Source organism: bacterium (assembly GCA_004322275.1).
Classification (GTDB): Bacteria; Desulfobacterota; Deferrisomatia; order Deferrisomatales; family BM512; genus SCTA01.
On sequence record SCTA01000021.1, the window covers coordinates 35,673 to 58,031 of the forward strand.

Below are 22,359 nucleotides of genomic sequence, written 5' to 3' on the forward strand. Positions count from 1 at the left end.
AGCATTATCAAAAATACTTTCCAACATCCTCTGTGAATGCTGGAGAAGACACTCTCCACCGTCCTATTGAGAACGGTGGTGAACTTTGCATGAAGTATACCATTGTTTCATAATGAAACAACAATAAAATTTCCTGAGTGTTTAAAGGTAATTTGTTTGAACGTATGCCTTATATCCGCAGCCTCCCTCCCTTTGCTCCTTGACCCCGAAGCCGCGGATGGGTGGAGCATAGCGATCCCCATAAAAGGAAAAAAGACTGTTCCTCCGCTCGTTCGGAGGTGCTTTTTGATAGCTGTAAACAAATTACCTTCGAGTCCAAAAACATTTCATTACCCCGTTTTGGACGAGCCTTCTTTTCGTCTCCTCTTCGTGGCCCGTACGCGGCGCAACGAGTGTAGGCGTCGGGCCGGCGCGGGGTCTTAACGGAGCGAAGCGAAGTGGGTGACCCGTACGGCCCAGCCGGAACGAAGTGGTCGCTCGTAGAGCGAGCGACGGGTCCGGGCCGATTTTTTGGGCACTTTTTTCTAAAAAAAGTGCCGTGGGGAGTGGGGCGGAGCCCCACAACTATAGAACTACATTAGTGTTTTGTCGGATTTTCGCTTCGCTCAATCACGACCTACACAGCTAAAAGAAGTACCAAGGAGCGCGAGGCAAAGCCTCGCAAGCTGTAGATTGGCGGGCCTAGCCCGCCCTACATTCTGGATTACAAGAGACGGAAAGTAGGAACAGAGTTATTGCCCGGCTTTGCCGTTCTTTCTCGGCGGGCGGAGGGATTCCTCAAGGGGGGAGGAGATGTTCAGGCTGGTCTGGAAAAAATTTCCCATGAAACCTATCGAAGTGGTGTCGAAGTCGGGAATTTCCTTGCTGTAGAGCGACACTGAGGCGCTGTAGACGCTGAAAAAGAGCAGATTGGTACGGTCGATGCTGTTTTCAACGTCGTCGATTATCTTTTTATAGAGGACCTTGTTGAAAAAGCGTTCCTTTATCTCGCCCGTATTGAGCTTTTGAGAAATTTTCATGTTGAGGTGCTTTTTGTAGTCCTCTTCGGAGGGGTTGGAGAACATCCCGATGAGGAGCAACACCCCGAACCCCGCCAAAACGAATTTCTCCCGCTTCGTAAGCACTCTCTTCTTGTCGTAAAGCTCCATTACATCGGTGAAAAGGTCCACTACCTGATAGGGCAGGCGGCGCATGAGCTTCTGCGAGAGGCCGTCCTTCTTCTTCCCCGAAGGCCTTTTCTTCGGCTGAGCGTTCAAAGGTCGGCCTCGGCAAGGGCGGCCACCGGCGTGGGCACGGCGTTCTTTCCGGCTTCGAGTCCGACGGCGAAGGCGACAAGTCCCTGATCGTAGGCCTTCGGAGACAGGTGCTTTGCCATTCCCGCCATTACGCTCTCAGGGTCCACAGGGTTTGCGATGGAGATAAGTGCGCCGAGGGCGACCAGATTCGGCGGGGCCTGCCCTCCGAAGTGGCTTCTGGAGAGCTCGGTTATGGGGATCCTGTAGGCGGGCCCCTGCGGCGGCGTGGCTACGAGGCCGGAATCCAGGATGAGTATTCCGCCTTCCTTCAGGTCGCGGTAGCAGTTGTCGCAGGCGCTCTGTGTCATGGCCAGCAGGATATCTATTTTTCGCGTCTTTGGAAAGTGAATCGGGCTGTCGGAGAGTATCACGTCCACCCGGCTCGTCCCTCCCCTCGTCTCAGGGCCGTAGGACTGCGAGCAAAGGACGTGGTTCCACTCCTCCACCGCCGCTTCGGCGAGGATTACACCGGCGGTCACGAGGCCCTGCCCTCCAAAGCCCGCAAGGCGAAATTCAAGCCTCATTTCTCCCTCTTCCCGTCGAGCGTCGCCCGGTATTTTTCAGTCCAGCCGGGGACCTCGCGCTCGGCGATAATCCCGGTGATTATCATCTTTTTTCTCTCTTCGGGGGACAGCGCCGCAGCCTTGTCAACCGGTACGGAGTATTCCTTTTGCCACCGCATCATCTCCACCGGGGTTTTCGCCCCGTTGTTGGCGCCGTAATGGGCGGGGCAGGAGGAGATTACCTCCACCATAGAAAAGCCGTCGCGGGAGAGCGCCTTGAAGATAAGGGATTCCATCTCGCGCACGTGGAAGGTGGTCGCCCTGGCGCTGAAGGAGGCCCCGGCGCAGGCGGCGAGGTCCGCGATGTGGAAGGGCTCCTCTATGGAGCCTCCCGGCGAGGTAGGCGTCCTCGCCCCTTCCGGGGTGGTGGGCGACATCTGGCCGCCGGTCATGCCGTAGTTGAAATTATTTACCACGAGGGCAGTCACGTCGATGTTTCTCCGGCAGGCGTGGATGAGGTGGTTGCCCCCTATGGCCACGGCGTCGCCGTCACCCATTATCGCGATGACCTTGAGGGCGGGGTTCGCGGCCTTGATCCCCGTGGCGAAGGGGAGCGCCCGCCCGTGCGCGGTGTGGACGGTGTTGAAATCCACATAGGAGGTGGCCCGGCCTATGCACCCTATCCCGCCGACGAGAACTATCTGGTCGCGGTGATATCCAGTCCTCTCGATGGCGCGAAGGAGCGCCCCGAGGAAGATGCCGTTGCCGCACCCCGGACACCAGATGTGGGGAAAGTGGACGTTGTGGCGAAGGTATTTTTGCAGGATGAGGCGGTTCGGAAGGGTGTTCATTTCCCGCCTCCCCTGACCGCCCGCGCGATTTTCTCCGGCGTAAAGAGCTCGCCGTAGGGGGCGAGAACCTTTCCGACCTCCCACCTTCCGCGCCCCACCCGAAGCGTCTCCCGGTAGACCTGCCCCCGGTTCATCTCACAGACCACCATCCTCTGCGCCTTTCCGGCGAAGCGCTCAAGCGCCGCCCTCGGAAAGGGCCAGAGCGTTTTCAGCTTCAGAAGACCGGCCTTCATCCCCTCGGCCCTGAGCGCATCCACCGCCTCCCGCGCCGAACGCGCGGGCGACCCGTAGGAGATGAGGATGGTCTCCGCGTCGTCGCAAAGGTACTCTTCGGTGAGGCAGATATCCCCGAAGCCTCGCCGCATCTTGTCGAAGAGCCTGTCGGTGGAGGCGCGGATAACTTCCGGGTCGGAGGTTGGAAGCCCCATTTTGTCGTGAAGAAGGCCGGTGACGTTGTGGCGGTAACCTCCGCCGAGGGCGGACATCGGCGGCACCCCGTTCGAGGCTCCGGCGTAGGGTTCGTACCACTCCGGCGGCATCTCGGGCGCAGCGCGGTTTTTCACGGCGAGTTCTCCGGCGGCGGGAAGGGTGACCTTCTCCCGCAGGTGGCCTATTATCTCGTCGATGAGGAGTATCACCGGAACCCGGTAGAGTTCCGAAAAATTGAAGGCCCGCACCGTCATCTCGAAACACTCGGCCACCGAATCGGCGGTGAGCGCTATGATGGGGTGGTCGCCGTGGGTTCCCCAGCGGGCCTGCATCACATCTCCCTGAGAGGGAGAGGTGGGAACGCCGGTAGAGGGCCCCAGCCGCATCACGTCCACTATCACCACGGGAATCTCGGCCCCGCTGCCGAAGCCTATAAGCTCCTGCATGAGGGAGAACCCCGGCCCCGAGGTAGCCGTCATCGCCTTCGCCCCGGCCAGAGAAGCGCCGAGACAGGCCCCGAGGGAGGCGATCTCGTCTTCCATCTGGATGAAGACTCCGCCCTCTTCGGGAAGAAGACCGGAAAGAAGCTCCGCGATTTCGGTGGAAGGGGTTATCGGGTAGCCCGCGAAGAAGGACATGCCCGCGTAGAGCGCCCCCCTGGCCACCGCCTCGTTTCCCTGGAGAAGCACTGCCTGCGGACCTTCCATCAGCCCTCCTCCTCTACGCAGATGGCGAAATCGGGGCAATGAAGCTCGCAGCTCCGGCACCCGATGCACTTTGAAAAATCGACTGCGTACGGATACCCTTCGACGTCGCGAAGAATTATCTTCTGGGGGCAAAAGGCCGAGCAGAGCCCGCACCGTTTGCAAAAATCCCTGTAGAAGAGAACTTTTCTCACCGCCTGCCCCTGTTCCATCCGCTTTTCTCCTGAGAATCCAGTACTTAACATACAATATACATTACTGCGGGAAAGGGGCAACCGGAGGGTTTCAAAACGAAGAAAGGGCCGGGACTTCTCCCGGCCCTTTAGCTTGACCCCTGATTTATTTAGAAGAGGTACTTGACGCCAAGGCTGATGGCGGAAAGATCGAAGTCGTCGCCGTTCACGAGCTGAGCATATTCGAGGTTGGCGGCGAGGTTGTCCATGAACTTGTAGTCAAGACCGAGGCCGAAGGAGAGGCTGGAATTGGTCTCGGAGTCTTCGCCGAAGGCGCCGGCGTCGGCCGTTACCTCGGCGGAGGTGAAACCGAGGAGGATGTAGGGCATGAAGTTGTCGACGGTGTAGACGCCACGGGCGTAGATGCCGTAGTTGATGTCGTTGATGATGTCGACGTCGGTGCCTCCAACGTCAATGGAGTCGTCCACGATGCCGAAGCCGAGGCGGGCTTCAAGGGCCACGTACTGGTGAACGAAAGCGCCGCCCACGAGAGTGATCGCCATCGGATTTACATCGTCGCCGCCTTCGTCGGCCTCGATGGTCTGGAAATTGATGGTGGCTCCCGCATAGGGGGAGGTAAAGACTCCCATGCCCATATCGGCGGCGAAGACGGGGGCGCTGACTACGGTGGCTACGACGAGAGCCGCAAGTACGTTCATCTTCTTCATTTCTGTTCCCTCCGAAGCGCCCTCGCTGTGACGCGAAGGCAAAATCCCCAGTAGTAAACCGGGGGGTTATAGAATGTTGCAATTATAAAACCAAATGTTACAGGGCACAAGAAAGGGTGTCAAATTATGCTCCGGAGTCCTCAGGCTCAGGGTTTACTCTACTGTGGCCGGTTTTTTTTGATTTGCGCGGAGCCGGGTTGTTTGAAGAGCGGCGAGGGGGTAAAGTAAGGCTATGATTTTTCATAAAAGCAGCGACTCTTCGCCGAAATCATGGCTCCTCTTCGCCTTCCTCGTCCTTTCCGTGGAAACGCAGCTTTTCCTCTCGCCCGCGCCCGCCAGGGCCGGGGAAGACGTAATTTTGGCCCCGGTCCGGGGAGTCGGCGACTATACCCACGTCTTTCTCTCCGAAAGCATAGAAAAAACCGCGCTCTGGCTCGATACCTTCCTCGGCGGCGAGGAAGCCTACGAAGGCAACACCGGATCGCTCATACAGGCGGGAACCAGGACCGTTTTTTCCCAGTACGGCGGGGTCAAGAGCGAATCCTCCGTCCGCGCCCGCCTGGTCTTGCCCCGCACCCAGGAGAGGCTGAACCTCGTTTTACAGAGCGACGCGGAAGAGGAGGTGGAGTCGAAGGATACGGCCCTTGACGGAGACCTGATTCCCGTGGAAAAGGTCTCGGGGTTCGCGGCCGCGCTCGAAGGGATTTTTGTGGAAACCTCACAGTGGAGGGCGGCCATCCGGGGCGGCATCAAGACGAAGATTCCTCCCGACGCTTTCGTGCGCTTCGACCTTCGGCGGCGTTGGCATCCCGAAAACGCGGGCCGGATAACCATAGACGAAAAAGCCTACTGGTACGCAGTTGAGGGCTACGTAAACAAACTGCGCCTGTACTGGGACATACCGGGGGGAGACGGCCTTCTTTTCCGCCCTTCGGCGGGGGCGACCTGGAAATGGAAAGAACCCGGCTACCGCTGGGACGGCGGGCTGGGGGTTTTCCAGCGGATGAGCGAGATCGACGTGCTGGCTTACAACGCCAGACTAAACGGTGAAGGCGACGGCTACGTAAGGACAAACGCCTACGTAATTTCCGCCGAACTTCGCCACAAGCTTTACAAGAACTGGGTTTACGCAGGCGTAGGCCCCGGTTTTTCCTGGAAAAGAGAACTGGACTTCAGGCCGGAGGCGTTTCTGGCGGTCCGGCTCGACCTTATCTTCTCAAAGAAGCTTTCCGACGAGGGCAAAATGTCTGAAGAAGGGCTGGAACCCCCCTCGATGGAGATCGGAACCCCGCCGGTACAACAATAGCTCCAGAATATTATTTAAACGTCGCGCAGCAGTTTTTTCATTCCCCACCTGAACGAAATCATCTTCTGGATTATTTTGGCGGCTGAAAACTCGGTGATGACGCTTGATTCAAGCGGCATCGCCTCGACAAGGTCAAAGCCGCGCACGTTTGCCTTCGCGTTCCCGAAAACGGCGCGCAAAACCTCCATCAGCCGCCCCCATTCGAGGCCTCCGGGTATCGGCGTGCCCACTCCCGGCATGTAGGAAAGGGAAAGGCCGTCGGCGTCCAGCGAGAGGTAGACGTTGCCCTCCACTTCGCCGAGCCGCTTTAAAAGCCGCGCGAAATTTTCCGGTTTTTCCAGTTCCCAGGCCCAGAACTGCTCTATTCTCCCGGCGCTTTTCAAAAACTCCCTCTCCTCGGGGGAGATCGTCCCGAGAGCTATCTGGATGAGGTTCATCCCCGCCGAGTGGACCCGGCGGGAGGCGCAGGCGTGGCTGTGGCCGGACTCGCCGTAGTAATCCCGAAGGTCGGGATGAGCGTCTATGACTATGAAGGTATCGCCGGGGCGAAGACGGTTTTTGACAAGCGGAACGGAAACCGAGTGCTCGCCCCCGATGCCGAGCAGGACGGCGCTTTCGGGCACCGGCGCAAGCGCCTCCTCGATTTTTTTAAGATACTCCTCCGGGGTTTCGGAGGGCGAGGAGGGGCGGACCGGTGGAAGGGAGTGGACGCGAAGCTCGTAAAGAGGACGCCACGAAAGCTCCTCCTCCATATCCTCAAGCTGGTCCGAGGCCCCGATAATCGCCTCCGGCCCTTTCGCCGTCCCGGCGAGGAAAGAAGTGGTGCCGTCGTAGGGGAGCGGGACGATGACGAGATCGGCCTCTTCGAGGGGCGACTGAAAATGCGACTGAAAATGTATCATTTCACGCCTTCCATGCATCTAATGGTTATGTTGAAGGTATAGCAAAAACCGCCAGCTATATCCACAGCGCACTTCCCGTGGCCTTACGGTTCTACTATCAAAAGAGTAAAGTATAATTTTCACAAATGGCTAATGCGGGTTGACAAAGTCATAATTCGTTTTTAATATATACTCGTCAGGTAATAATTAACCCGAACGGGCAATCGCCAACGGGTGGAAGGAGCAAATATGTTCTCCCAATCCGCGACGATAAACAGGGGCGAGCGAGAAGACGCCAGCGCGAAGGGTTCAAACCTCATAGCCGCTTACCTCCGGGAAGTGAGGAAGACTCCTCTGCTGACCCCCGAGGAAGAAATAGAGTTGTCCTATCTGATCGCGAAGGGCGACGAGGCCGCCCGCGAGAGGATGATAAAATCCAACCTTCGCCTCGTGGTGAAGATAGCCAAGGCCTACCTTAACAGGGGCCTTTCCTTTCTGGACCTTATCGAAGAGGGCAATATCGGCCTCATGCGCGGCGTCGAGCGCTTCAAGGCTGAAAAGGAATGCAGGTTCTCCACCTACGGAGCCTGGTGGATACGTCAGGCCATAGAGAGAGCCCTGCACAAGCAGACCTCGACCATCCGCGTGCCGGTGCATGTCCTTGAGCATCTCGACAAGATGCTCCGCGTCCACAAAAGGCTCGAAATATCCCTCGGGAGAGAGCCCACCGACGACGAAATAGCCTTGGATTGCGGCATGAAGCCGGGCTACGTGGCCAAACTCCGCTGGGTGAGGCAGTCGATCTGCTCGCTGGACAGCGCCATCGATCTGGACGGCGACCTCAGCGTGAAAGAGACCCTCTCCGACCCTGATTCGCCCGACCCCTTCAAGGATATCTACCAGAGCGAGAGGACGGAGCTTCTGAAAAAGGCCCTCGGAAGACTCGACGAGAGGGAAAGAACGGTTCTTGAGATGCGCTTCGGCATCGGCGAACACACCTCGATGACTTTAAAAGAGGTAGGCGAAGAACTCGGCGTCACCCGCGAGCGCATCCGCCAGATAGAAAGAAAGGCTTTCGTGAATCTGACCCGGGCGCTTAAGGCTGAGCGCCTCGACGGGTAAGAAAACTACTGCGAGCCCCGGATTCGACATGGTTGAAAAGATAAAAGAAATCATCAGAAAGATACTGGATTCACTCCCCTCCCCGCAGCCCGCACTGGCTCCGGCGAGGGTAAAAAAAGCAAAAACCGGCTCCGGACGGTAATAACCGGAACCCCCATTTCCTCCCCTCCTTAGGGGTCACTGTTGCGGAAACGCCGTAGCAAGTGACTCCATTTTTTTGCCCGAAGTCCGGGCTGCCCGCTTGCCAAATCGCCCAATGTGAGTTACATTGTATCTCAGGCTTTCAAAGAGGAGATTGCATGTCGACTACGACGATGGTTCACGTAAGGGTGGACGAAGAAGTTAAAGAGAAGGCGGCCGAGGCTCTCGAAGCGATGGGGCTTTCTGTCTCGGATGCCGTCCGCGTATTCCTCACCCGCGTGGCGATCGAAAAAGCGCTCCCTTTTGAGGTTCGCGTACCGAATGCGCTGACGGCCAAGACTCTGGAAAAGAGCGAGCGCGGCGAAGAGGTGACGGTAGCCGCGGACAAGAAAGACCTTTTCAAAAAACTCGGAATCTAGGCCGTGTCCCGCACGCCCTCTTTTACCGGGCAGTTCAGGCGCGACGTCAAACTGATGAAAAAGCGCGGGAGGGAGGTGTCCGCGTTGGAGACCGTCTTGGGATTACTCATAGATGGGGAACAACTTCCCGCCAGATACAGGGACCACTCGTTATCAGGCAACTGGATCAGGCACCGGGAGTGCCACATCGAGCCGGACTGGCTTTTAATCTACCGGATTTTTGAGGGCGACGCCTCAATATGTTTCGAGCGCACAGGAACCCACTCCGACCTCTTCCGCTGAAGCCCGGCAAGTTGTAAATTGACGGACCGAGCCCGCCCTGCACAACTGACTAATCCCTGTCGCCGTCTCTTTCCTAAGTGCTAAACTTTGGCGTGCACTGTTCATGTCAAGGGAGGCGGGATGGCTACTTTACGAAGGTTTGCGGCGGCGGCGCTTTTCGCTCTTCTCCTGGCGGGTAACGGGTTTTGCGCGGTTTACGACCCCGCCCTCGAATGGCGCACCGTTTCGACGACCCATTTTTTCATCAATTACCCAGAGCCCCTCGCACCGGAGGCTTTTCACCTCGCGGGAGCGGCGGAGGGTATCTACAACTCTCTGGAGGCCGCTTACGGCTTTCCCCTTTCCTCTCCGGTGGAAGTCACCCTCGTTGACAACACCGATCTCGCCAACGGCTACGCGACCGTCCTGCCCTTCAAGCAGATCGTCATTTACGCGGTAGACCCGGAGTTTCTCTCCCCCATAGCGGACTACAACGACTGGCTAAAGTCGGTCTTTTCCCACGAACTGGCGCACATCTTCACGATGAGCGCGAGACGCGGCTACTCGAAGGTCACGGGAAGGATCTTCGGCGAGGGACCCATTCCGCCCCTTTCCGGCGTGGGGATTCTCTCGTGGCTTGTAGCGGCTCCGCCAAATATCTTTTTGCCCTCCTGGTTTCACGAGGGCGCGGCGGTGAACGCCGAGTCGGACCTCGACGGCGCGGGGAGGCGCAATTCTACTTATTACGGGATGATCTTTAGAAACGCGGTGGCCGAGAACAACGTCCCGCCGCTAGACCGCTTCATCGGCTACTACCCGGAGTGGCCCTCCTGGTCCGCGCCTTACGTCTACGGCGAACGGCTGCTTGATACCGCCGGGGAAAACCACGGCGAGAAGACCATCGGCTCCCTCACCAGACAGCACTCCGGCCGTGTCCCCTACGCCATCGACCGGGCGGTGAGGGACGTTACCGGCAAGGAGTACCCCGGCCTCTACGACGAGATGGTCGCGGGTCTCTACGCGGAGTATTCGCCCGTTGTCGAAAGTCTGACAAAAGAGGGGCTGACCCCGGTGACTCCCCTCACCCGTTCGGCTTACGGCGCGGGAGCGCCGCGCTACCTCCCCGACGGCAGGATTGTCTACTCGCAGAGAAACCCCGAGGAGTCGATGCGGCTGAGTCTCCTAGACCCTGCAACCGGCGAGACCGGAATTCTGGCTCTTCGCCCCCACTCCTCCTTCACCACAACTTCCGGCCCGGAGGGTTCGATCCTTTACACCCGGCAGGAGCTTCAAAAGCCCTGGGCGGGAGGGCTCCTTTATTCAGACCTGTACTCGGTAAAACCCGGCGGGGACGAAGTGCGTCTCACCGCCGGAGAGCGCATCCGCTACGTTACAAGCGCAAACGGCGGGAAACTGCTGGCGGGAGTCTTTCTCGACGGGCCGAACCAGCACCTCTCGACCTTCACCGTCGAAATGGGGAAGGCGGTGGAAAAGGTTCTTCTTTCGGAGTCCGGAGCCCGCTACGACGGCCCCGCCCTCTCCCCCGACGGCAGCTTCCTCGCCTTCTCCCGCAAGCTCCCCGGAGAAAAAGACCGGCTGGCCCTCATGAACATGGAGACCGGGAAAACCTATCTGCTGACCCCTCCGGATTCACGGGCGGGTTTCCCCTCCTTCAGCCCGGACTCTAAAAAACTCCTCTTCAGCTGGGACAAGACCGGCGTTTTCGACCTCTACGAAATGACTGTTCACGAGGATAATTTCAGGAGGCTCACGCGGCTGGTCGGCGGGGCTTTCGAGGGCGGCTGGTCGCCGGACGGGGCAAATATAGTGTTTTCCTCCTACTCCTCGAAGGGTTTCGACCTCGCGCTTCTCAAATACTCCGACGCGCTGAACGAAAACGCGGGCAAGGTGCTGCTCGAAGGGCTTCCCATGGGGGGCCAGGCGGCTTTGCCCAGGGAACTTCCCCCCGGAGCCAGCGACGAACCCTATTCGCCTCTAAGAAAGCTCCCTCCCCATTTCTGGCTGCCCGACATGGCCTTCGACAACGCGGGGAACGCCCCCGGCCTCTTCACCGCCGGTCAGGACTCCCTCGGGAAACAGGCTTACGGACTCTCGGCGTTCTGGTCCAGCGGCCTCGATCGCCCCTACTACCTTTTTACCTACATAAACGACGTCTGGTACCCGAAGTTCACCCTCTCGGCGGTCAAACTGCCCGCCGCCTACGCGGGACTCCTCGAAACCTCCTCCGCAGACTACGACTACTGGGAGGAGAACATCCTCGTAGACCTGACCGGAGAGCTGAGCCTTTCAAATGTCTTTCGAGACACCAGCGTGAGTCTGGGTTTCGCTTACGAGAGGGTGGGGTCGCTGAGCCGCGTCGAGGAAGACCTCGGCGGGAACGGTTCCCTTCTCGACCGGCCCTTCAGGGGGAGGCAGAGCTATCTTCACGCCGGACTTGCCTACGATTCCACCCTTCCCTACGCTACCTTCTATACCCTCGGGCCGCTGGGCGGGAGGCGCGTCGAGCTTGAGGCGAGGGTGCGAGGCGAAGCGCTCGGCTCCGAGCGGGACAGCCGGGAGGGACTGGTCAAATGGAGCGAGTATTTTCGCCTTCCCTACCGCACCGCCTTCGACCTCAAGGGAATTTTGGGGATAGGGCGCGGCGACCAGACCCTCCAGTCTCTCTTCCAGCTCGGAGGCGAAGGTGAATTTCCCCTGCGCGGCTACGGGTACAAGGTTGACGAAGGCACGGCGGTCTTCGCGGGAAGCGCCGAATACCTCTTCCCGCTCGCGAAAATCTACAGGGGGATAGACGACGCACCTTTCTTCCTGGACAGGTTTTACGGGGCAATATTCTACGACGCCGGGAGGGTGCTTGAAGGCGGGGACGGCCAGTGGCGGCGAAGCGCGGGGGGTGAGGCCAGAATAGAGACGGTGCTCGGCTACTACCTTCCCATCACCGTCGCGGTCGGCTACGCCCACGGCTTTGACGAGGACGGGGAGGAGGGAATTTATTTCCGCGTCCTCATCCCTTATTGATTGGCCTTGTCGATGCCTGAGCGGACTGCGGCGGCAAGTTCCGCCATGCGGAGGGGCTTGTAGAGGAAGGCCGAGGCGCCAAGCTGTGCGGCGCGCTCCCCGGAGAGCCTGTCCGAGAAGCCGGTGACGATTATCACCGGCGTCCGGGGCCGAAGAGCCAGTATTTCACGGGTCAGCCGGTCGCCCGTGATTCCCGGCATCGTCATGTCGGTGATTACCGCCTTGAAGAGGTCCGGATCCGCCCTGAAAGCATCGAGGGCGCTTGCGGAACTGGTAAAACCCGTCACGTCGTAGCCGTACCCTTTCAGCGCCTCGACTGAAAGCTCGGTCAGGGATTTTTCGTCGTCTACCAGCATTACCCTCTCTTTACCGCCGAAAGGCTGGACTTTTTTGCCTTCCTTTGATTTTGGCATCCGCTCCACCGCAGGCAGGTAGACGTAAAACTTCGATCCTTGCCCCACTTCGCTTTCGACCTTGAAGGAGCCGCCGTTACCGGTGACTATGCCGTGGACCACCGCCAGCCCCATGCCCGTCCCTTCGCCTCCCTCACGGGTGGTGAAGAAGGGGTCGAAGATGCGGTCCAGGGTCCCCGGCGGTATTCCGCACCCGGTATCCGAGACGGTTATCCGCACGTACCCCCAGCCGCTTTCCTGTGCCCCGGCGGCGGCCTCGCTCACGCAGTCCACCGCGACCCGGAGGATGCCCCCGGACTTTCGCATCGCCAGCCCGGCGTTCGCGCAGAGATTGGTGATGACCTGATGGAGCTGGACAGGATCGATAAAGACGCTTTTGGGGCAGTTGAAGTATGTCTCTATCTCCACCGTGGAGGGAAGGGTGGCGCGCATGAAGCTCAGGGCTTCGATGGCGATCTCGGCGGGATCGGCTATCTCTTTTTGGGTGCTGCGGGAACGGCTGAAGGCGAGAATCTGCCTCACCAACTGCTCGGCGCGACCGCCGGCAGCCAGTATCGACGAGAGGTTTTTGTGCAGCCTCTCTCCCGTGGGGGCGTCCTTAAGCTCCAGTTCGGCGTAGCCGATTATCGCGGAGAGTATGTTGTTGAAGTCGTGAGCGATTCCGCCCGCGAGGGTGCCGAGCGCCTCCATCTTCTTTGACTGGGCCATGAGGTTTTCAAGCTCGACCTCCTCGGTCACGTCCCGCTTGATGCCCGCGTAGCCCGTTATCTCCCCCGAAAGGGAGCGTATGGGGAAGATGACCGCGTCCTCGTAAAAGAGTTTTCCATCCTTCCTGCGGTTGTGAAATCTCCCGGCCCACTCCCTGCCCGCCTTTATGGTCGTCCAGAGATCTTTGTAAAAGGCGTCGTCGTGTTCCCCGCTCTTTAAAACCGAGGGGGACTTGCCGAGAACCTCCGCAGCCACGTAGCCGGTCGTCTTTTCAAAGGAGGAGTTTACGTAGGTTATAACCCCTCTCGCGTCGGTGATCACCACCTCTTCGGTGGCCTGCTCCACCACCTGCGCCAGCTGGGAAAGGCGCTCTTCGGTGCGCTTCCTGCCGGTTATGTCGATCATTACCCCGCGCACGCCGACGGTTCGGTCCTCCTCTACGATAGGTATGGCATAGGCCAGAGCGTCCACGAAGGATTTGTTCTTCATCAAGAGCCGGTATTCCCTCGGTTCGCCAAGCTCGCCCCTGAGCCTTCCGGCGAAATTCCGCATGACCTCGTCTTTTTTCCCCTCCTCGACGACGTCAAAAATCTTCAGCCCTTTTCTGATGTCCTCGGGCGTGTAGTCGAAAAGGTGAAAGGTGAAGCGGTTGAGATAGGTTATGCGGCCCCGAAGATCGGTTTCAAAGACCACCAGGGGCAGGAGTTCGGCCAGCTCGCGGTACCTCTTTTCGCTACGGAGCAGCGCTTTTTCGGCTCTCGAACGCCTGCCGATGTTTACCCCAAGCACGACGACCAGGAGAAAGAGGAGAGTTATGACCGTGACGGCCACGGCGGTCTCCAGCGCGAACTCGGCCAGTATGGTCTTCGGCCTGAAATAGATGGTGCTTCCCTTTGGAAGCCCGAAAGCGCTTATTCCGAAGCGGTCGAGCTGCCTCTGATCGAAGCTCGGCGGGTTAATGCCGTTTTCGACCACCGGTATGGACGAGGGCTTTTCGCCGTGAAGCACGCGCAAGGCCATCTTCGCCGTCTCAAGGCCGTGGCTCATTCCCTCGCTGACGCAGCCTCCGACAGCCCCGTAGCCGACCTTCCCGTCGGTACAGGTATAGATTGGGAGCGGGGCCGCCTCTGAAAGCATGGCGGTGGCCGCCTGCTGGTTGTAAACCTGCCCCAGCCGGTCCCGGGTGAAGCTGTGGAGGATTATGACGCCGCCGGGCGGGAGGCTCGCGAGCTTCCGGATAAGCTCGTCCATCGAATAGTCGCGCAAAAACTCGACTTTTACCGGACGGCTCAGGTTTTTGACGGCCGAAAGGTACTGCTCCTGCCTGCTTTCGCCGGTCTGCGTGCGGTCATTGATTATGTATAGGGAATTGGCCGACGGGTGCGTGGAGAGCGCCAGCTCCAGGGTCTCCCTTACGCCGAGAGCCTGGACTATTCCCGTAAGCTCTGGAATTTTTTCCCGGTACCGCGGGCTGTAACCGCTCAGGCCGCAGAAAACAACGGGGACGCCGGGGAAGAGCCGGTGAGCCCGGTTGTACAAAAAATTCAGGGCGTCGTCGTCGGCCGTGATTATCAGGTCGAACTTCATTTTCCGGAATTTGTTGGCGAAGAGCGTTTCGATATGGTCGAAGTGGAGTTCGCCGCTGATTCTTTTGGTGTCGAGATATTCGGTGAAAAGGCTGATTTCAGGGGTGCTTTCGGAAAGCCCCTTTTCGATGCCCCCGGTCAGCCGGTCGGTCCACTCGAACCCTTTGTGGTAGGAATTAATCAGAAGGACATTTTTTTGCGAGGCGCGGGCCTGCCCCGCAAAAAGGAAAAGCGCGGCGGTAAACGCCGCGACAAAAACACAGAAGAGAACCTTCCGCTCACCCTGCAAACCGCGCCCCTGTAAAAAGCAATGCGCCAAAAAAACCTGTGCAGGATAATTGTAACAGAACTTTTTTTGTTCGTTACCGGATAACTCCTTTTTTGTTCCTGTTTCGTAAATTCCGTCCAATAAAAAAGGGCTCCGCGAGGGAGCCCTTTAAAACCGGGGTAAAGTGAAGCTAGAACTTTGAAGCCGCCGCCTGCGCCAACTCCACCATCGCGCCCGGAACCATGCCGAGGAGGAGGATAACCACGACGGCTATGGTTGTGGCAAGGGCGATGAGACCTCCGGCGCGAAGGGGCTCGTCCGCCTTTTCGCCGGGCTCCTTGAAGTACATGTACACGAGCACCCGAAGGTAGTAGTAGACGCTGGCGGCGGAGTTAAGCACGCCGAGGACGGCCAGCCAGATGTAGCCCTGCTTGATGGCCGCCTTGAAGATCAGGAACTTGCCGATGAAACCCGCCGTCGGGGGTATTCCCGCCATCGAGAACATGAAGACGGTGAGGGCGGCGGCTAAAAGGGGCTTTTTAAAGCCGATTCCGGCGTAGTCGTCGAGCGTGGTCCTCTGGTCGCCCTTCCTGCCGAGCATGATTACGCAGGCAAAAGCGCCGATGTTCATGAAGGCGTAGGAGAAGAGGTAGAAGAGAAGCCCCGTTCCTGCGTCGGCGGTGGCCGTGACCATCGCGACCAGCAGATACCCGGCGTGCGCGATGGAGGAGTAGGCGAGCATGCGCTTTATGTCTTTTTGCACCAGCGCGGCGAGGTTGCCCATCGTCATGGTGAGAACCGCGATAATCCAGAGCGCCCCGCTCCAGCTTTCGACGGAGGCAGGGAAGGCGACGAGGAAAATGCGGAAGAAAGCCGCGAAGGCCGCAGCCTTGACGCCGGTGGCCATGAAGGCGGTCACGGGGGTGGGCGCTCCCTGATAGACGTCGGGTGTCCAGACGTGGAAGGGGAAGGCCGCCACCTTGAAGGCGAAACCTCCGGCGATGAGGGCTATTCCCGCCAGCGCCATCGGGGAATGGGTCATCCCGCCCTGCGCGGCGAAATGGTTGAAGAGAAGGTCTATCTGCGTGGTGCCGGTGGAGGCGTAGAGAAGCGCGATCCCGTAAAGGAGAAAGGCCGAGGAAGCGCCGCCGAGGAGAAAGTACTTGAAGCTCGACTCCATGCCCTCTTTGGTTCTCATGTAACCGGCCAGGGCGTAGATGGCTATCGACATCGTCTCCAGGCCGAGGAACATCATGAGGAGGTGGTTGGAGCTTGCCATCAGCATCATGCCCGTCATGGACATGAGCATCAGGGCGTGAAACTCGCCGTGCTCGTATTCCTCGCTCTTCATGAACCCGTCGGAGATAAGGAAACAGAGGAGACCGATGGAGCAGAAGATCAGCTTGAAGAAGGCCGAGTAGCTGTCGATTGAAAGCATCCCGGAAAAGCCGAGCTTCTTCTCCCCGAACTGGCCGAGGGCGAAGGCGGCGGCGACAAGAACGCCGATGATCGAGAGCCAGGTCGTGTCGCTTCTGCCCGCGCCGGGGCGGAAGGCTTCGACGAGGAGCACCAGAAGCGCCGTCAGAGTGAGGACGATTTCCGGCGTTATCAGTGAAATATCCGACATCTGAAAGGTCATAAAAATCCCTCCCGTTACTTGCGGAGCGTTTCGGCGCCGCTAAAGAGAGAAGCGACGGGGTTTTTGACGGGCTCAAGTTCCATGCAGGCTATCTTCTTCGTCTCGATATGTGAAAGCCACGCGGTAATCGTGGGCTCCATCTTCGAGGTGAAGGTCGCGGGGTAGATTCCCATCCAGAAGGCCAGAATCACCATCGGCATGAGATAGCCCCACTCAAGACCGGTAAGGTCCGTAAGGTTCTTGTTGGCCTCGTTTTCAAGCGGTCCGAAAAACACCCTGCGGTACATCCACAGCATGTAGCCCGCCGCCAGTATGACGCCCGAGGCGGCGAAGATGGCTGCTATCGGCGATGAGAGGTAAGCTCCCATCATTATGAGGAACTCGCCCACGAAGCCGTTTAGCCCGGGAAGGCCGATCGAGCTCATGGTGATTATGAGGAAGATCGTCGCGTAGTAGGGCATCTGGCGGGCCAGCCCGCCGAAATCCTCTATCATGCGGGTGTGCCTGCGCTCGTAGATTACGCCGACCAGAAGGAAGAGCGCGCCGGTGGAGATGCCGTGGTTCAGCGACTGGTAGAGGCCGCCGACCACTCCTTGCGCGTTCAGGGCGAAGATGCCGAGCATGACGTACCCGAGGTGGGAGACGGAGGAGTAGGCGACCAGCTTCTTTACGTCTTTTTGCACCATCGCGACGAGGGCGCCGTAGATTATGCCGACAACGGCCAGCGTCATCATGAAGGGGGTGGCGGCGACGACCGCGTTGGGAAAGAGCGGCATGGCGAAGCGAAGGAAGCCGTAGCACCCCATCTTCAGAAGGACGCCCGCCAGAATGACGGAGCCCGCCGTCGGGGCCTGCGTGTGGGCGTCGGGCAGCCAGGTGTGGACAGGCCACATCGGCACCTTTATGGCAAAGGCGAGCGCGAAGGCCATGAACATCACCATCTGGACGCTCGGGGCTATCGGCAGCTTGTAGAGTTCCAGAATGTTGAAGGTGGCCGGGTTGCCCGCCTTTATATTGAGGTAGTAGAGGGCGATTATCGCGACCAGCATCAGCAGCGAGCCGACCATCGTGAAGATGAAGAACTTCACGGCGGCGTAAATGCGCTCCTTGCCCCCCCAGACGCCAATGAGAAAGTACATCGGGATGAGCATCGCCTCCCAGAAGATGTAGAAGAGGAAGAGGTCGAGGCTCGCAAGCGCTCCGATCATCCCGGTTTCGAGGAGAAGGAAGAAGAACATGTACTGTTTCAGCTTCTTTTCCACCGACCCGGAAGAGAGGATGCAGATGACCGAGAGGAAGGTGGTCAGCATCACCAGCCAGAGGCTTATGCCGTCTATGCCGAGGTGATACGAGATGCCCAGCGAGGGTATCCAGTCGACTTTCTCCACGTACTGCATCCCGGCCTTCGCGCTGTCGAAACCGAAGAGCAGCGGAAGGCTGATTACAAAATTGACGCAGGCCGTGAAGAGGGCGAACCCCCGTATCGCGCCGGTAGATTCCTCCTTCATCAGGAGGATGGCTATTGCGCCTATCAGCGGCAAAAAGGCGAGTATCGTCAGGATCATTCTCTCTCTCCTTATCCCGCGGCTAGAACGCGGCCACCAGCAGGACGAGGGCCACCGCGCCGGCGGCTATCGTCAGGGCATAGGCCTGTACCTGGCCGTTTTGTAGTTTGGCTAAGATCGATCCCACCGTGCGCACCGCGCCGGCGACGCCGTTTACGAGGCCGTCGATGACCACCACGTCCCAGAACTTCCAGAAGTGGTTGGCGAGCCCGACGCAGCCGCCTACGAAGACCGCTCCGTATATCTCGTCCACGAAATACTTGTTGTAGAGGAGGGTGTAGACGCCCTTGGCGGAGGCCGCGATCTTCGCGGGTATCTCGGGGCGCTTTATGTAGAGGTAGACGGCGACGAGTATTCCGGCGAGGGCGTAGCCGACGGACATGAACATCAGAAGGTACTCGGTGAAGTCGTGGCCGCCGCCCGCCGCTGCCGCGTGTCCGGCTTCCGCGGCCGCTTCGTGGCCACCCGCGAAGGCCGAGGCCACTCCGAGCCCGCCGCTGCCGACCATGTTGGCCGCTTCCCTAACCGCGACGTGGGCTGCGCTGGAATCGAGCACCGGGGCCAGCCAGTGGTGAAACATGTTGGAGCCGCCGAGGGCCTCGGGAATCCCCACCCAGCCGCCGACTATCGAGAGCCCGGCAAGCACGTAGAGGGGAACGTACATCGAGGCGGGAGACTCGTGCGGATGGACGTGGTGGTGGTCGAACTTCTCCTTGCCGAAGAAGGTCATGAAGACCAGGCGGAACATGTAGAAGGCCGTTACGCCCGCCGCGATGAAGCCGAGCAGCCACTGGAGCTTGAAGCCGCGGGAGAAGGCCATCCAGAGAATCTCGTCCTTGGAGAAGAAGCCCGCCAGCGGAGGTATGCCCGCAATCGCTATCGTCGCGATGAGGAAGGTCTTGTAGGTGTGAGGCATGTACTTCCGAAGGTTGCCCATGTGCCTCATGTCCTGCTGGTCGTGCATCCCGTGGATTACGGAGCCGGAGCCGAGGAAAAGGCAGGCCTTGAAGAAGGCGTGGGTCATCAGGTGGAAGATGCCCGCGACGTAAGCCCCGACGCCCATTGCGAGAAACATGTAGCCGAGCTGGCTTACCGTCGAGTAGGCGAGGACCTTCTTTATGTCGTTTTGCACCAGCGCTATCGACCCCGCGAAGAGGGCGGTGAGCGCGCCGACGGTGGCTACGGTGGCCATCGCCGCCGGTGCCATAGAGAACATGATGTTGCAGCGGCCTATCATGTAGACGCCCGCGGTGACCATCGTGGCGGCGTGGATGAGGGCGGAGACCGGGGTGGGGCCCGCCATCGCGTCGGGAAGCCATACGTAGAGGGGAATCTGCGCGGACTTGCCGGTCGCGCCGACGAAGAGGAGAAGGCAGATCGCCGTGACCGTCGCTCCGCCGTAGAGAAGGACGTTGGGTGCGCTGTTCATCACCTCGCGGAAGTTAAGGGTGCCGAAGTTCTGGAAGATCATGAACATCGCGATGAGAAAGCCGAAGTCGCCTATGCGGTTGACCACGAAGGCCTTCATGCCCGCAGTGGCCTTGGCCATATCGTCGAACCAGAAGCCGATGAGGAGGTAGGAGCAGAGGCCGACGCCTTCCCAACCCACGAAGAGGACCAGAAAGGAGTTGCCCAGCACCAGCGTGAGCATCGCGAAGCAAAAGAGGTTGAGGTAGGTGAAGAAGCGGGTGTACCCCTTGTCGTGGTGCATGTAGCCGGTGGAGTAGACGTGGATCAGAAAGCCGACGCCGGTGACGATCAGGGTCATTACCGAGCTTAAGGGATCGATAAGATACCCGAGGTCGATCTTCGTGGAGCCCGCCTGTATCCAGGTGAAGAGAACCTGTTCGTGGAACCTGTGGGACGGGTCGAGCCCCATAAGCCCTATGAAGGCCCCCACCGAGACGAGGAAGGAAAGGAAGATGGAGCCGCAGGCGACCGCGTTGACCGCGCCGTGACCCCACTTCTTGCCGAAGACGCCGTTTATGAACGCCCCAAGCATGGGAAAAAATGGAATGAGCCAGATATACTCAAGCATCTAAATATCCTCCCGGGGCCTGGTTCAACCCTTTAAAAGGTTGATGTCCTCGGCGTAGACCGTCTTGCGGTACCGGTACAGGTTCACGACTATTGCAAGCCCCACCGCCGCCTCGGCTGCGGCCACCGTTATCACGAAGAAGACGTAGATCAGCCCCTCCGCGGAATCGAGGTGGTCGGAAGCTGCGACGAAGGCGAGGTTCACGGCGTTCAGCATCAGTTCGACGCACATCAGAAGAACCAGAATGTTTCTCCTGACGAAGAGGCCGATAGCGCCTATACCGAAGAGCAGGGCGGAGAGCAGCATCGAGTGTTCAAAAGGTATCATCGTTATTCTCCCGCCTTAGAGTTTCTTCTTGGCCAGGGCGACCGCGCCCACGAGGCCTACGAGCAGCAGGATCGAGGCGACCTCGAAGGGAAGGAGGTACGGCCCGAAGAGCTTGTCGGCAAGAAATTCGACGCTCCCCTGCTTTAGCAGCGCCGCTTCGCTCATGTCGCCCCTGCCGGTGAAGGGCGCCTTGACGAAAGCCGTCAGCACGCCGAAGACCATGAGGCCGGTAAGTATCCCTATGCCGAGGAAGGCGTTGGCGCGCTTTCTGTCCGACTCCTGCCCCATGTCTATGAGGAAGATGACGAAGATGACCAGCATCATCACCGCCCCGGCGTAGACCGCTATCTGAACGGCGGCAATGAAGTCGGCGTGGTTCAGGAGGAAGATGACCGCGAGGCAGATCATCGTTCCCAGCATGCAGAGGGCGGAGTGCAGGGGCTGCTTCGAGATAAGGACCCCTACCGCCGCGATCACCGCAAGGGCGGCGAAAATATAGAAAAGCACTATCATCGCTTACTCTCCGTAGCGACAAGCTGGTCGCGCGTCATGTGAAAATCCTGACGCCTGTAATCGCAGAACTCGTAGTTGCGGGTAAGTTCGATCGCGTCCTTGGGGCAGGCTTCCTGGCAGTAGCCGCAGAAGATGCACCGGGTGACCTCTACGTCGAAGCGCGACGGGAAGGAGCGCCCGTCGTCGGTCATTTTCCTGTCCACCGAGATGACGTTGGCGGGGCAAACCACCTCGCAAAGGCCGCAGGCGACGCACTTTATCTTGCCGTTTTCGGTCTTGAGCCGGTGAAGTCCGCGCCATCTGTCGCTAACTTCCCTTTTCTGCTCCGGGTACTGGTAGGTTATGGGCTTTGTGAAGATGTACCCGAAGGTCTTCATCATCCCCTTTATGAGCGGGATGAGGGTATCGAATATGGCCTTCATCTTTTTCTCTCTCCTTCCGCTTACGCTGTAAAGAGGCTGACAGCCGCAGTCAGGAGAAGGTTTATGATCGCGATGGGCATCATCCACTTCCACCCGAGGTGCATTATCTGGTCGTAGCGGAGGCGCGGGAAGGTGCCGCGCTCCCAGATGAAGAAGAAGACCAGAGCGAAGACCTTGCCCATGAAGATCAGTATCTTGGGCACGAAGGGAAGCTCTATGCCGAAGGGGAGGTTCCAGCCGCCCAGGAAGAGGCAGGTGGTTATCGCCGCCAGGGAAATCATGTGCGCGTATTCCGCCATGAAGAAGAGGGCGAACTTCATCGAGGAGTACTCGATGTTGAAGCCGCAGGCCAGCTCCGCCTCCGCCTCCGACATGTCGAAGGGGGTGCGGTTTATCTCGGCGAGGCCGCAGATGATGAGGAGAACGAAGGCCACCGGCTGCTTGAAGATGAGCCACCACTCGCGCTGGTAAGCGACGATCTTGGTCAGCGACATCGTGCCCGTGATCATTATCACGCTTACGAGGGTTAGACCCATCGCCAGTTCGTAGCTGATGCCCTGCGCCGCGCTTCTCATCGCACCCAGAAGGCCGTAGCGGTTGCGGGAGGACCAGCCGCCCAGCATCGGCCCGTAGGCGCTGATTCCGGCGAGTCCTATTATGTAGATTATTCCGATGTTTATGTCCGCTATCGCCAGCCGTATCTCGCGGCCGAAAACGGTGACGGTGTCGCCGAAGGGTATCGCGCCGACGATTAAAATAGCCGGAATGAGCGAGATAACCGGGGCGAGGATGAAGACCGGCTTGTCCACGTTTGCCGGGACGAGGTCCTCCTTGAAGAAGAACTTCAGGCCGTCGCAGACCGGCTGCAAAAGACCCCAGGGGCCGACGCGGTTTGGCCCGTGGCGGACCTGAATCCAGCCGAGCACCTTTCTTTCAAGAAGCGTGGTGTAAGCGACGCAGCCGAGCAGCACCGCGAAGACCACGACGACTTTTATAAGGCTTACGATCACATATTCCACCGTAAAACC

General features: G+C 59.0%; 20 protein-coding genes. 5 read left to right on the forward strand and 15 right to left on the reverse strand.

The genetic code is table 11. From position 1 onward, the window contains the following. Positions 1-731: 731 nt before the first annotated feature. The 6 genes from EPN96_06785 to EPN96_06810 form a co-directional block, all read right to left on the reverse strand. A complete protein-coding gene (locus EPN96_06785) occupies positions 732-1,256 on the reverse strand; it encodes a DUF4359 domain-containing protein (protein ID TAL17078.1) in 525 nt (174 codons plus the stop codon). Next, positions 1,253-1,819, reverse strand: coding sequence for a 2-oxoacid:ferredoxin oxidoreductase subunit gamma (locus tag EPN96_06790; protein ID TAL17079.1), 567 nt, complete (start codon positions 1,817-1,819; stop codon positions 1,253-1,255). Before EPN96_06790 ends, EPN96_06785 begins: the two co-directional genes overlap by 4 nt. Then, positions 1,816-2,649 (reverse strand): 2-oxoacid:ferredoxin oxidoreductase subunit beta, encoded by an 834-nt coding sequence (locus EPN96_06795; protein ID TAL17080.1) that lies wholly within the window; start codon positions 2,647-2,649, stop codon positions 1,816-1,818. Before EPN96_06795 ends, EPN96_06790 begins: the two co-directional genes overlap by 4 nt. Beyond that, the gene (locus EPN96_06800) at positions 2,646-3,785 is read right to left on the reverse strand and encodes a 2-oxoacid:acceptor oxidoreductase subunit alpha (protein TAL17081.1); all 1,140 of its coding nucleotides are present in this window, start codon (positions 3,783-3,785) and stop codon (positions 2,646-2,648) included. The genes EPN96_06795 and EPN96_06800 overlap by 4 nt, the downstream gene beginning before the upstream one ends. Next, complete coding sequence (locus EPN96_06805) at positions 3,785-3,994, reverse strand: 4Fe-4S dicluster domain-containing protein (GenBank protein TAL17082.1); 210 nt, start codon at positions 3,992-3,994, stop codon at positions 3,785-3,787. The genes EPN96_06800 and EPN96_06805 overlap by 1 nt, the downstream gene beginning before the upstream one ends. Before the next feature lie 131 nt (positions 3,995-4,125). Continuing rightward, positions 4,126-4,683 carry a porin family protein gene (locus EPN96_06810; GenBank protein ID TAL17083.1) on the reverse strand — a complete coding sequence of 186 codons (558 nt, stop codon included), beginning with the start codon at positions 4,681-4,683 and terminating at the stop codon, positions 4,126-4,128. A 232-nt stretch (positions 4,684-4,915) separates the two neighbouring features. On the opposite strand from EPN96_06810, the gene EPN96_06815 reads away from it, so the two are divergent. Further along, positions 4,916-5,989, forward strand: a complete 1,074-nt coding sequence (locus EPN96_06815; protein TAL17084.1) for a hypothetical protein — start codon at positions 4,916-4,918, stop codon at positions 5,987-5,989. A 14-nt stretch (positions 5,990-6,003) separates the two neighbouring features. Here the strand turns inward: EPN96_06815 and speB are convergent, their stop codons facing one another. Continuing rightward, positions 6,004-6,909 (reverse strand): agmatinase, encoded by a 906-nt coding sequence (gene speB / locus EPN96_06820; protein TAL17085.1) that lies wholly within the window; start codon positions 6,907-6,909, stop codon positions 6,004-6,006. 210 nt (positions 6,910-7,119) lie between these two features. On the opposite strand from speB, the gene EPN96_06825 reads away from it, so the two are divergent. The 4 genes from EPN96_06825 (at position 7,120) to EPN96_06840 (ending at position 11,852) form a co-directional block, all read left to right on the forward strand. Beyond that, positions 7,120-7,992 (forward strand): sigma-70 family RNA polymerase sigma factor, encoded by an 873-nt coding sequence (locus EPN96_06825; GenBank protein ID TAL17086.1) that lies wholly within the window; start codon positions 7,120-7,122, stop codon positions 7,990-7,992. A gap of 299 nt (positions 7,993-8,291) precedes the next feature. Then, positions 8,292-8,552, forward strand: a complete 261-nt coding sequence (locus tag EPN96_06830) for a type II toxin-antitoxin system RelB/DinJ family antitoxin (protein ID TAL17087.1) — start codon at positions 8,292-8,294, stop codon at positions 8,550-8,552. Positions 8,553-8,555: 3 nt separating this feature from the next. Then, a complete protein-coding gene (locus EPN96_06835) occupies positions 8,556-8,834 on the forward strand; it encodes a type II toxin-antitoxin system YafQ family toxin (protein ID TAL17088.1) in 279 nt (92 codons plus the stop codon). 120 nt (positions 8,835-8,954) lie between these two features. Next, positions 8,955-11,852: a hypothetical protein gene (locus tag EPN96_06840; protein TAL17089.1), complete on the forward strand. Its 2,898-nt coding sequence runs from the start codon at positions 8,955-8,957 to the stop codon at positions 11,850-11,852. Here EPN96_06840 and EPN96_06845 read toward each other — a convergent pair. From EPN96_06845 to nuoH, 8 genes are all read right to left on the reverse strand, one after another. Continuing rightward, positions 11,846-14,848, reverse strand: coding sequence for a PAS domain S-box protein (locus EPN96_06845; GenBank protein ID TAL17090.1), 3,003 nt, complete (start codon positions 14,846-14,848; stop codon positions 11,846-11,848). The two genes, EPN96_06840 and EPN96_06845, sit on opposite strands and share 7 nt — an antisense overlap. Positions 14,849-15,017: 169 nt before the next feature. Next, positions 15,018-16,466 carry an NADH-quinone oxidoreductase subunit N gene (locus EPN96_06850; GenBank protein ID TAL17091.1) on the reverse strand — a complete coding sequence of 483 codons (1,449 nt, stop codon included), beginning with the start codon at positions 16,464-16,466 and terminating at the stop codon, positions 15,018-15,020. 14 nt (positions 16,467-16,480) lie between these two features. Further along, the gene (locus EPN96_06855; protein TAL17092.1) at positions 16,481-18,031 is read right to left on the reverse strand and encodes an NADH-quinone oxidoreductase subunit M; all 1,551 of its coding nucleotides are present in this window, start codon (positions 18,029-18,031) and stop codon (positions 16,481-16,483) included. Between the two features lie 22 nt (positions 18,032-18,053). Next, a complete protein-coding gene (locus tag EPN96_06860; GenBank protein TAL17093.1) occupies positions 18,054-20,069 on the reverse strand; it encodes an NADH-quinone oxidoreductase subunit L in 2,016 nt (671 codons plus the stop codon). A gap of 24 nt (positions 20,070-20,093) precedes the next feature. Further along, positions 20,094-20,396 (reverse strand): NADH-quinone oxidoreductase subunit NuoK, encoded by a 303-nt coding sequence (gene nuoK / locus EPN96_06865; GenBank protein TAL17094.1) that lies wholly within the window; start codon positions 20,394-20,396, stop codon positions 20,094-20,096. Positions 20,397-20,411: 15 nt separating this feature from the next. After that, a complete protein-coding gene (locus EPN96_06870) occupies positions 20,412-20,909 on the reverse strand; it encodes an NADH-quinone oxidoreductase subunit J (protein TAL17095.1) in 498 nt (165 codons plus the stop codon). Next, a complete protein-coding gene (gene nuoI / locus EPN96_06875) occupies positions 20,906-21,331 on the reverse strand; it encodes an NADH-quinone oxidoreductase subunit NuoI (GenBank protein ID TAL17096.1) in 426 nt (141 codons plus the stop codon). The genes EPN96_06870 and nuoI overlap by 4 nt, the downstream gene beginning before the upstream one ends. Positions 21,332-21,351: 20 nt before the next feature. Continuing rightward, the gene (gene nuoH / locus EPN96_06880) at positions 21,352-22,350 is read right to left on the reverse strand and encodes an NADH-quinone oxidoreductase subunit NuoH (protein TAL17097.1); all 999 of its coding nucleotides are present in this window, start codon (positions 22,348-22,350) and stop codon (positions 21,352-21,354) included. Positions 22,351-22,359 lie beyond the last annotated feature (9 nt).

Excerpts from the sequence above, each read along its gene's own strand:
- EPN96_06860 (TAL17093.1), bottom strand. The coding sequence starts at position 20,069 with ATGCTTGAGTATATCTGGCTCATTCCATTTTTTCCCATGCTTGGGGCG.
- EPN96_06805 (TAL17082.1), bottom strand. The coding sequence starts at position 3,994 with ATGGAACAGGGGCAGGCGGTGAGAAAAGTTCTCTTCTACAGGGATTTT.
- EPN96_06795 (TAL17080.1), bottom strand. The coding sequence starts at position 2,649 with ATGAACACCCTTCCGAACCGCCTCATCCTGCAAAAATACCTTCGCCAC.
- EPN96_06815 (TAL17084.1), top strand. The coding sequence starts at position 4,916 with ATGATTTTTCATAAAAGCAGCGACTCTTCGCCGAAATCATGGCTCCTC.
- EPN96_06810 (TAL17083.1), bottom strand. The coding sequence starts at position 4,683 with ATGAAGAAGATGAACGTACTTGCGGCTCTCGTCGTAGCCACCGTAGTC.
- EPN96_06840 (TAL17089.1), top strand. The coding sequence starts at position 8,955 with ATGGCTACTTTACGAAGGTTTGCGGCGGCGGCGCTTTTCGCTCTTCTC.
- EPN96_06825 (TAL17086.1), top strand. The coding sequence starts at position 7,120 with ATGTTCTCCCAATCCGCGACGATAAACAGGGGCGAGCGAGAAGACGCC.
- EPN96_06855 (TAL17092.1), bottom strand. The coding sequence starts at position 18,031 with ATGATCCTGACGATACTCGCCTTTTTGCCGCTGATAGGCGCAATAGCC.
- EPN96_06870 (TAL17095.1), bottom strand. The coding sequence starts at position 20,909 with ATGATAGTGCTTTTCTATATTTTCGCCGCCCTTGCGGTGATCGCGGCG.
- EPN96_06800 (TAL17081.1), bottom strand. The coding sequence starts at position 3,785 with ATGGAAGGTCCGCAGGCAGTGCTTCTCCAGGGAAACGAGGCGGTGGCC.
- EPN96_06830 (TAL17087.1), top strand. The coding sequence starts at position 8,292 with ATGTCGACTACGACGATGGTTCACGTAAGGGTGGACGAAGAAGTTAAA.
- nuoI (TAL17096.1), bottom strand. The coding sequence starts at position 21,331 with ATGAAGGCCATATTCGATACCCTCATCCCGCTCATAAAGGGGATGATG.
- speB (TAL17085.1), bottom strand. The coding sequence starts at position 6,909 with ATGCATGGAAGGCGTGAAATGATACATTTTCAGTCGCATTTTCAGTCG.
- EPN96_06850 (TAL17091.1), bottom strand. The coding sequence starts at position 16,466 with ATGACCTTTCAGATGTCGGATATTTCACTGATAACGCCGGAAATCGTC.
- EPN96_06790 (TAL17079.1), bottom strand. The coding sequence starts at position 1,819 with ATGAGGCTTGAATTTCGCCTTGCGGGCTTTGGAGGGCAGGGCCTCGTG.
- nuoK (TAL17094.1), bottom strand. The coding sequence starts at position 20,396 with ATGATACCTTTTGAACACTCGATGCTGCTCTCCGCCCTGCTCTTCGGT.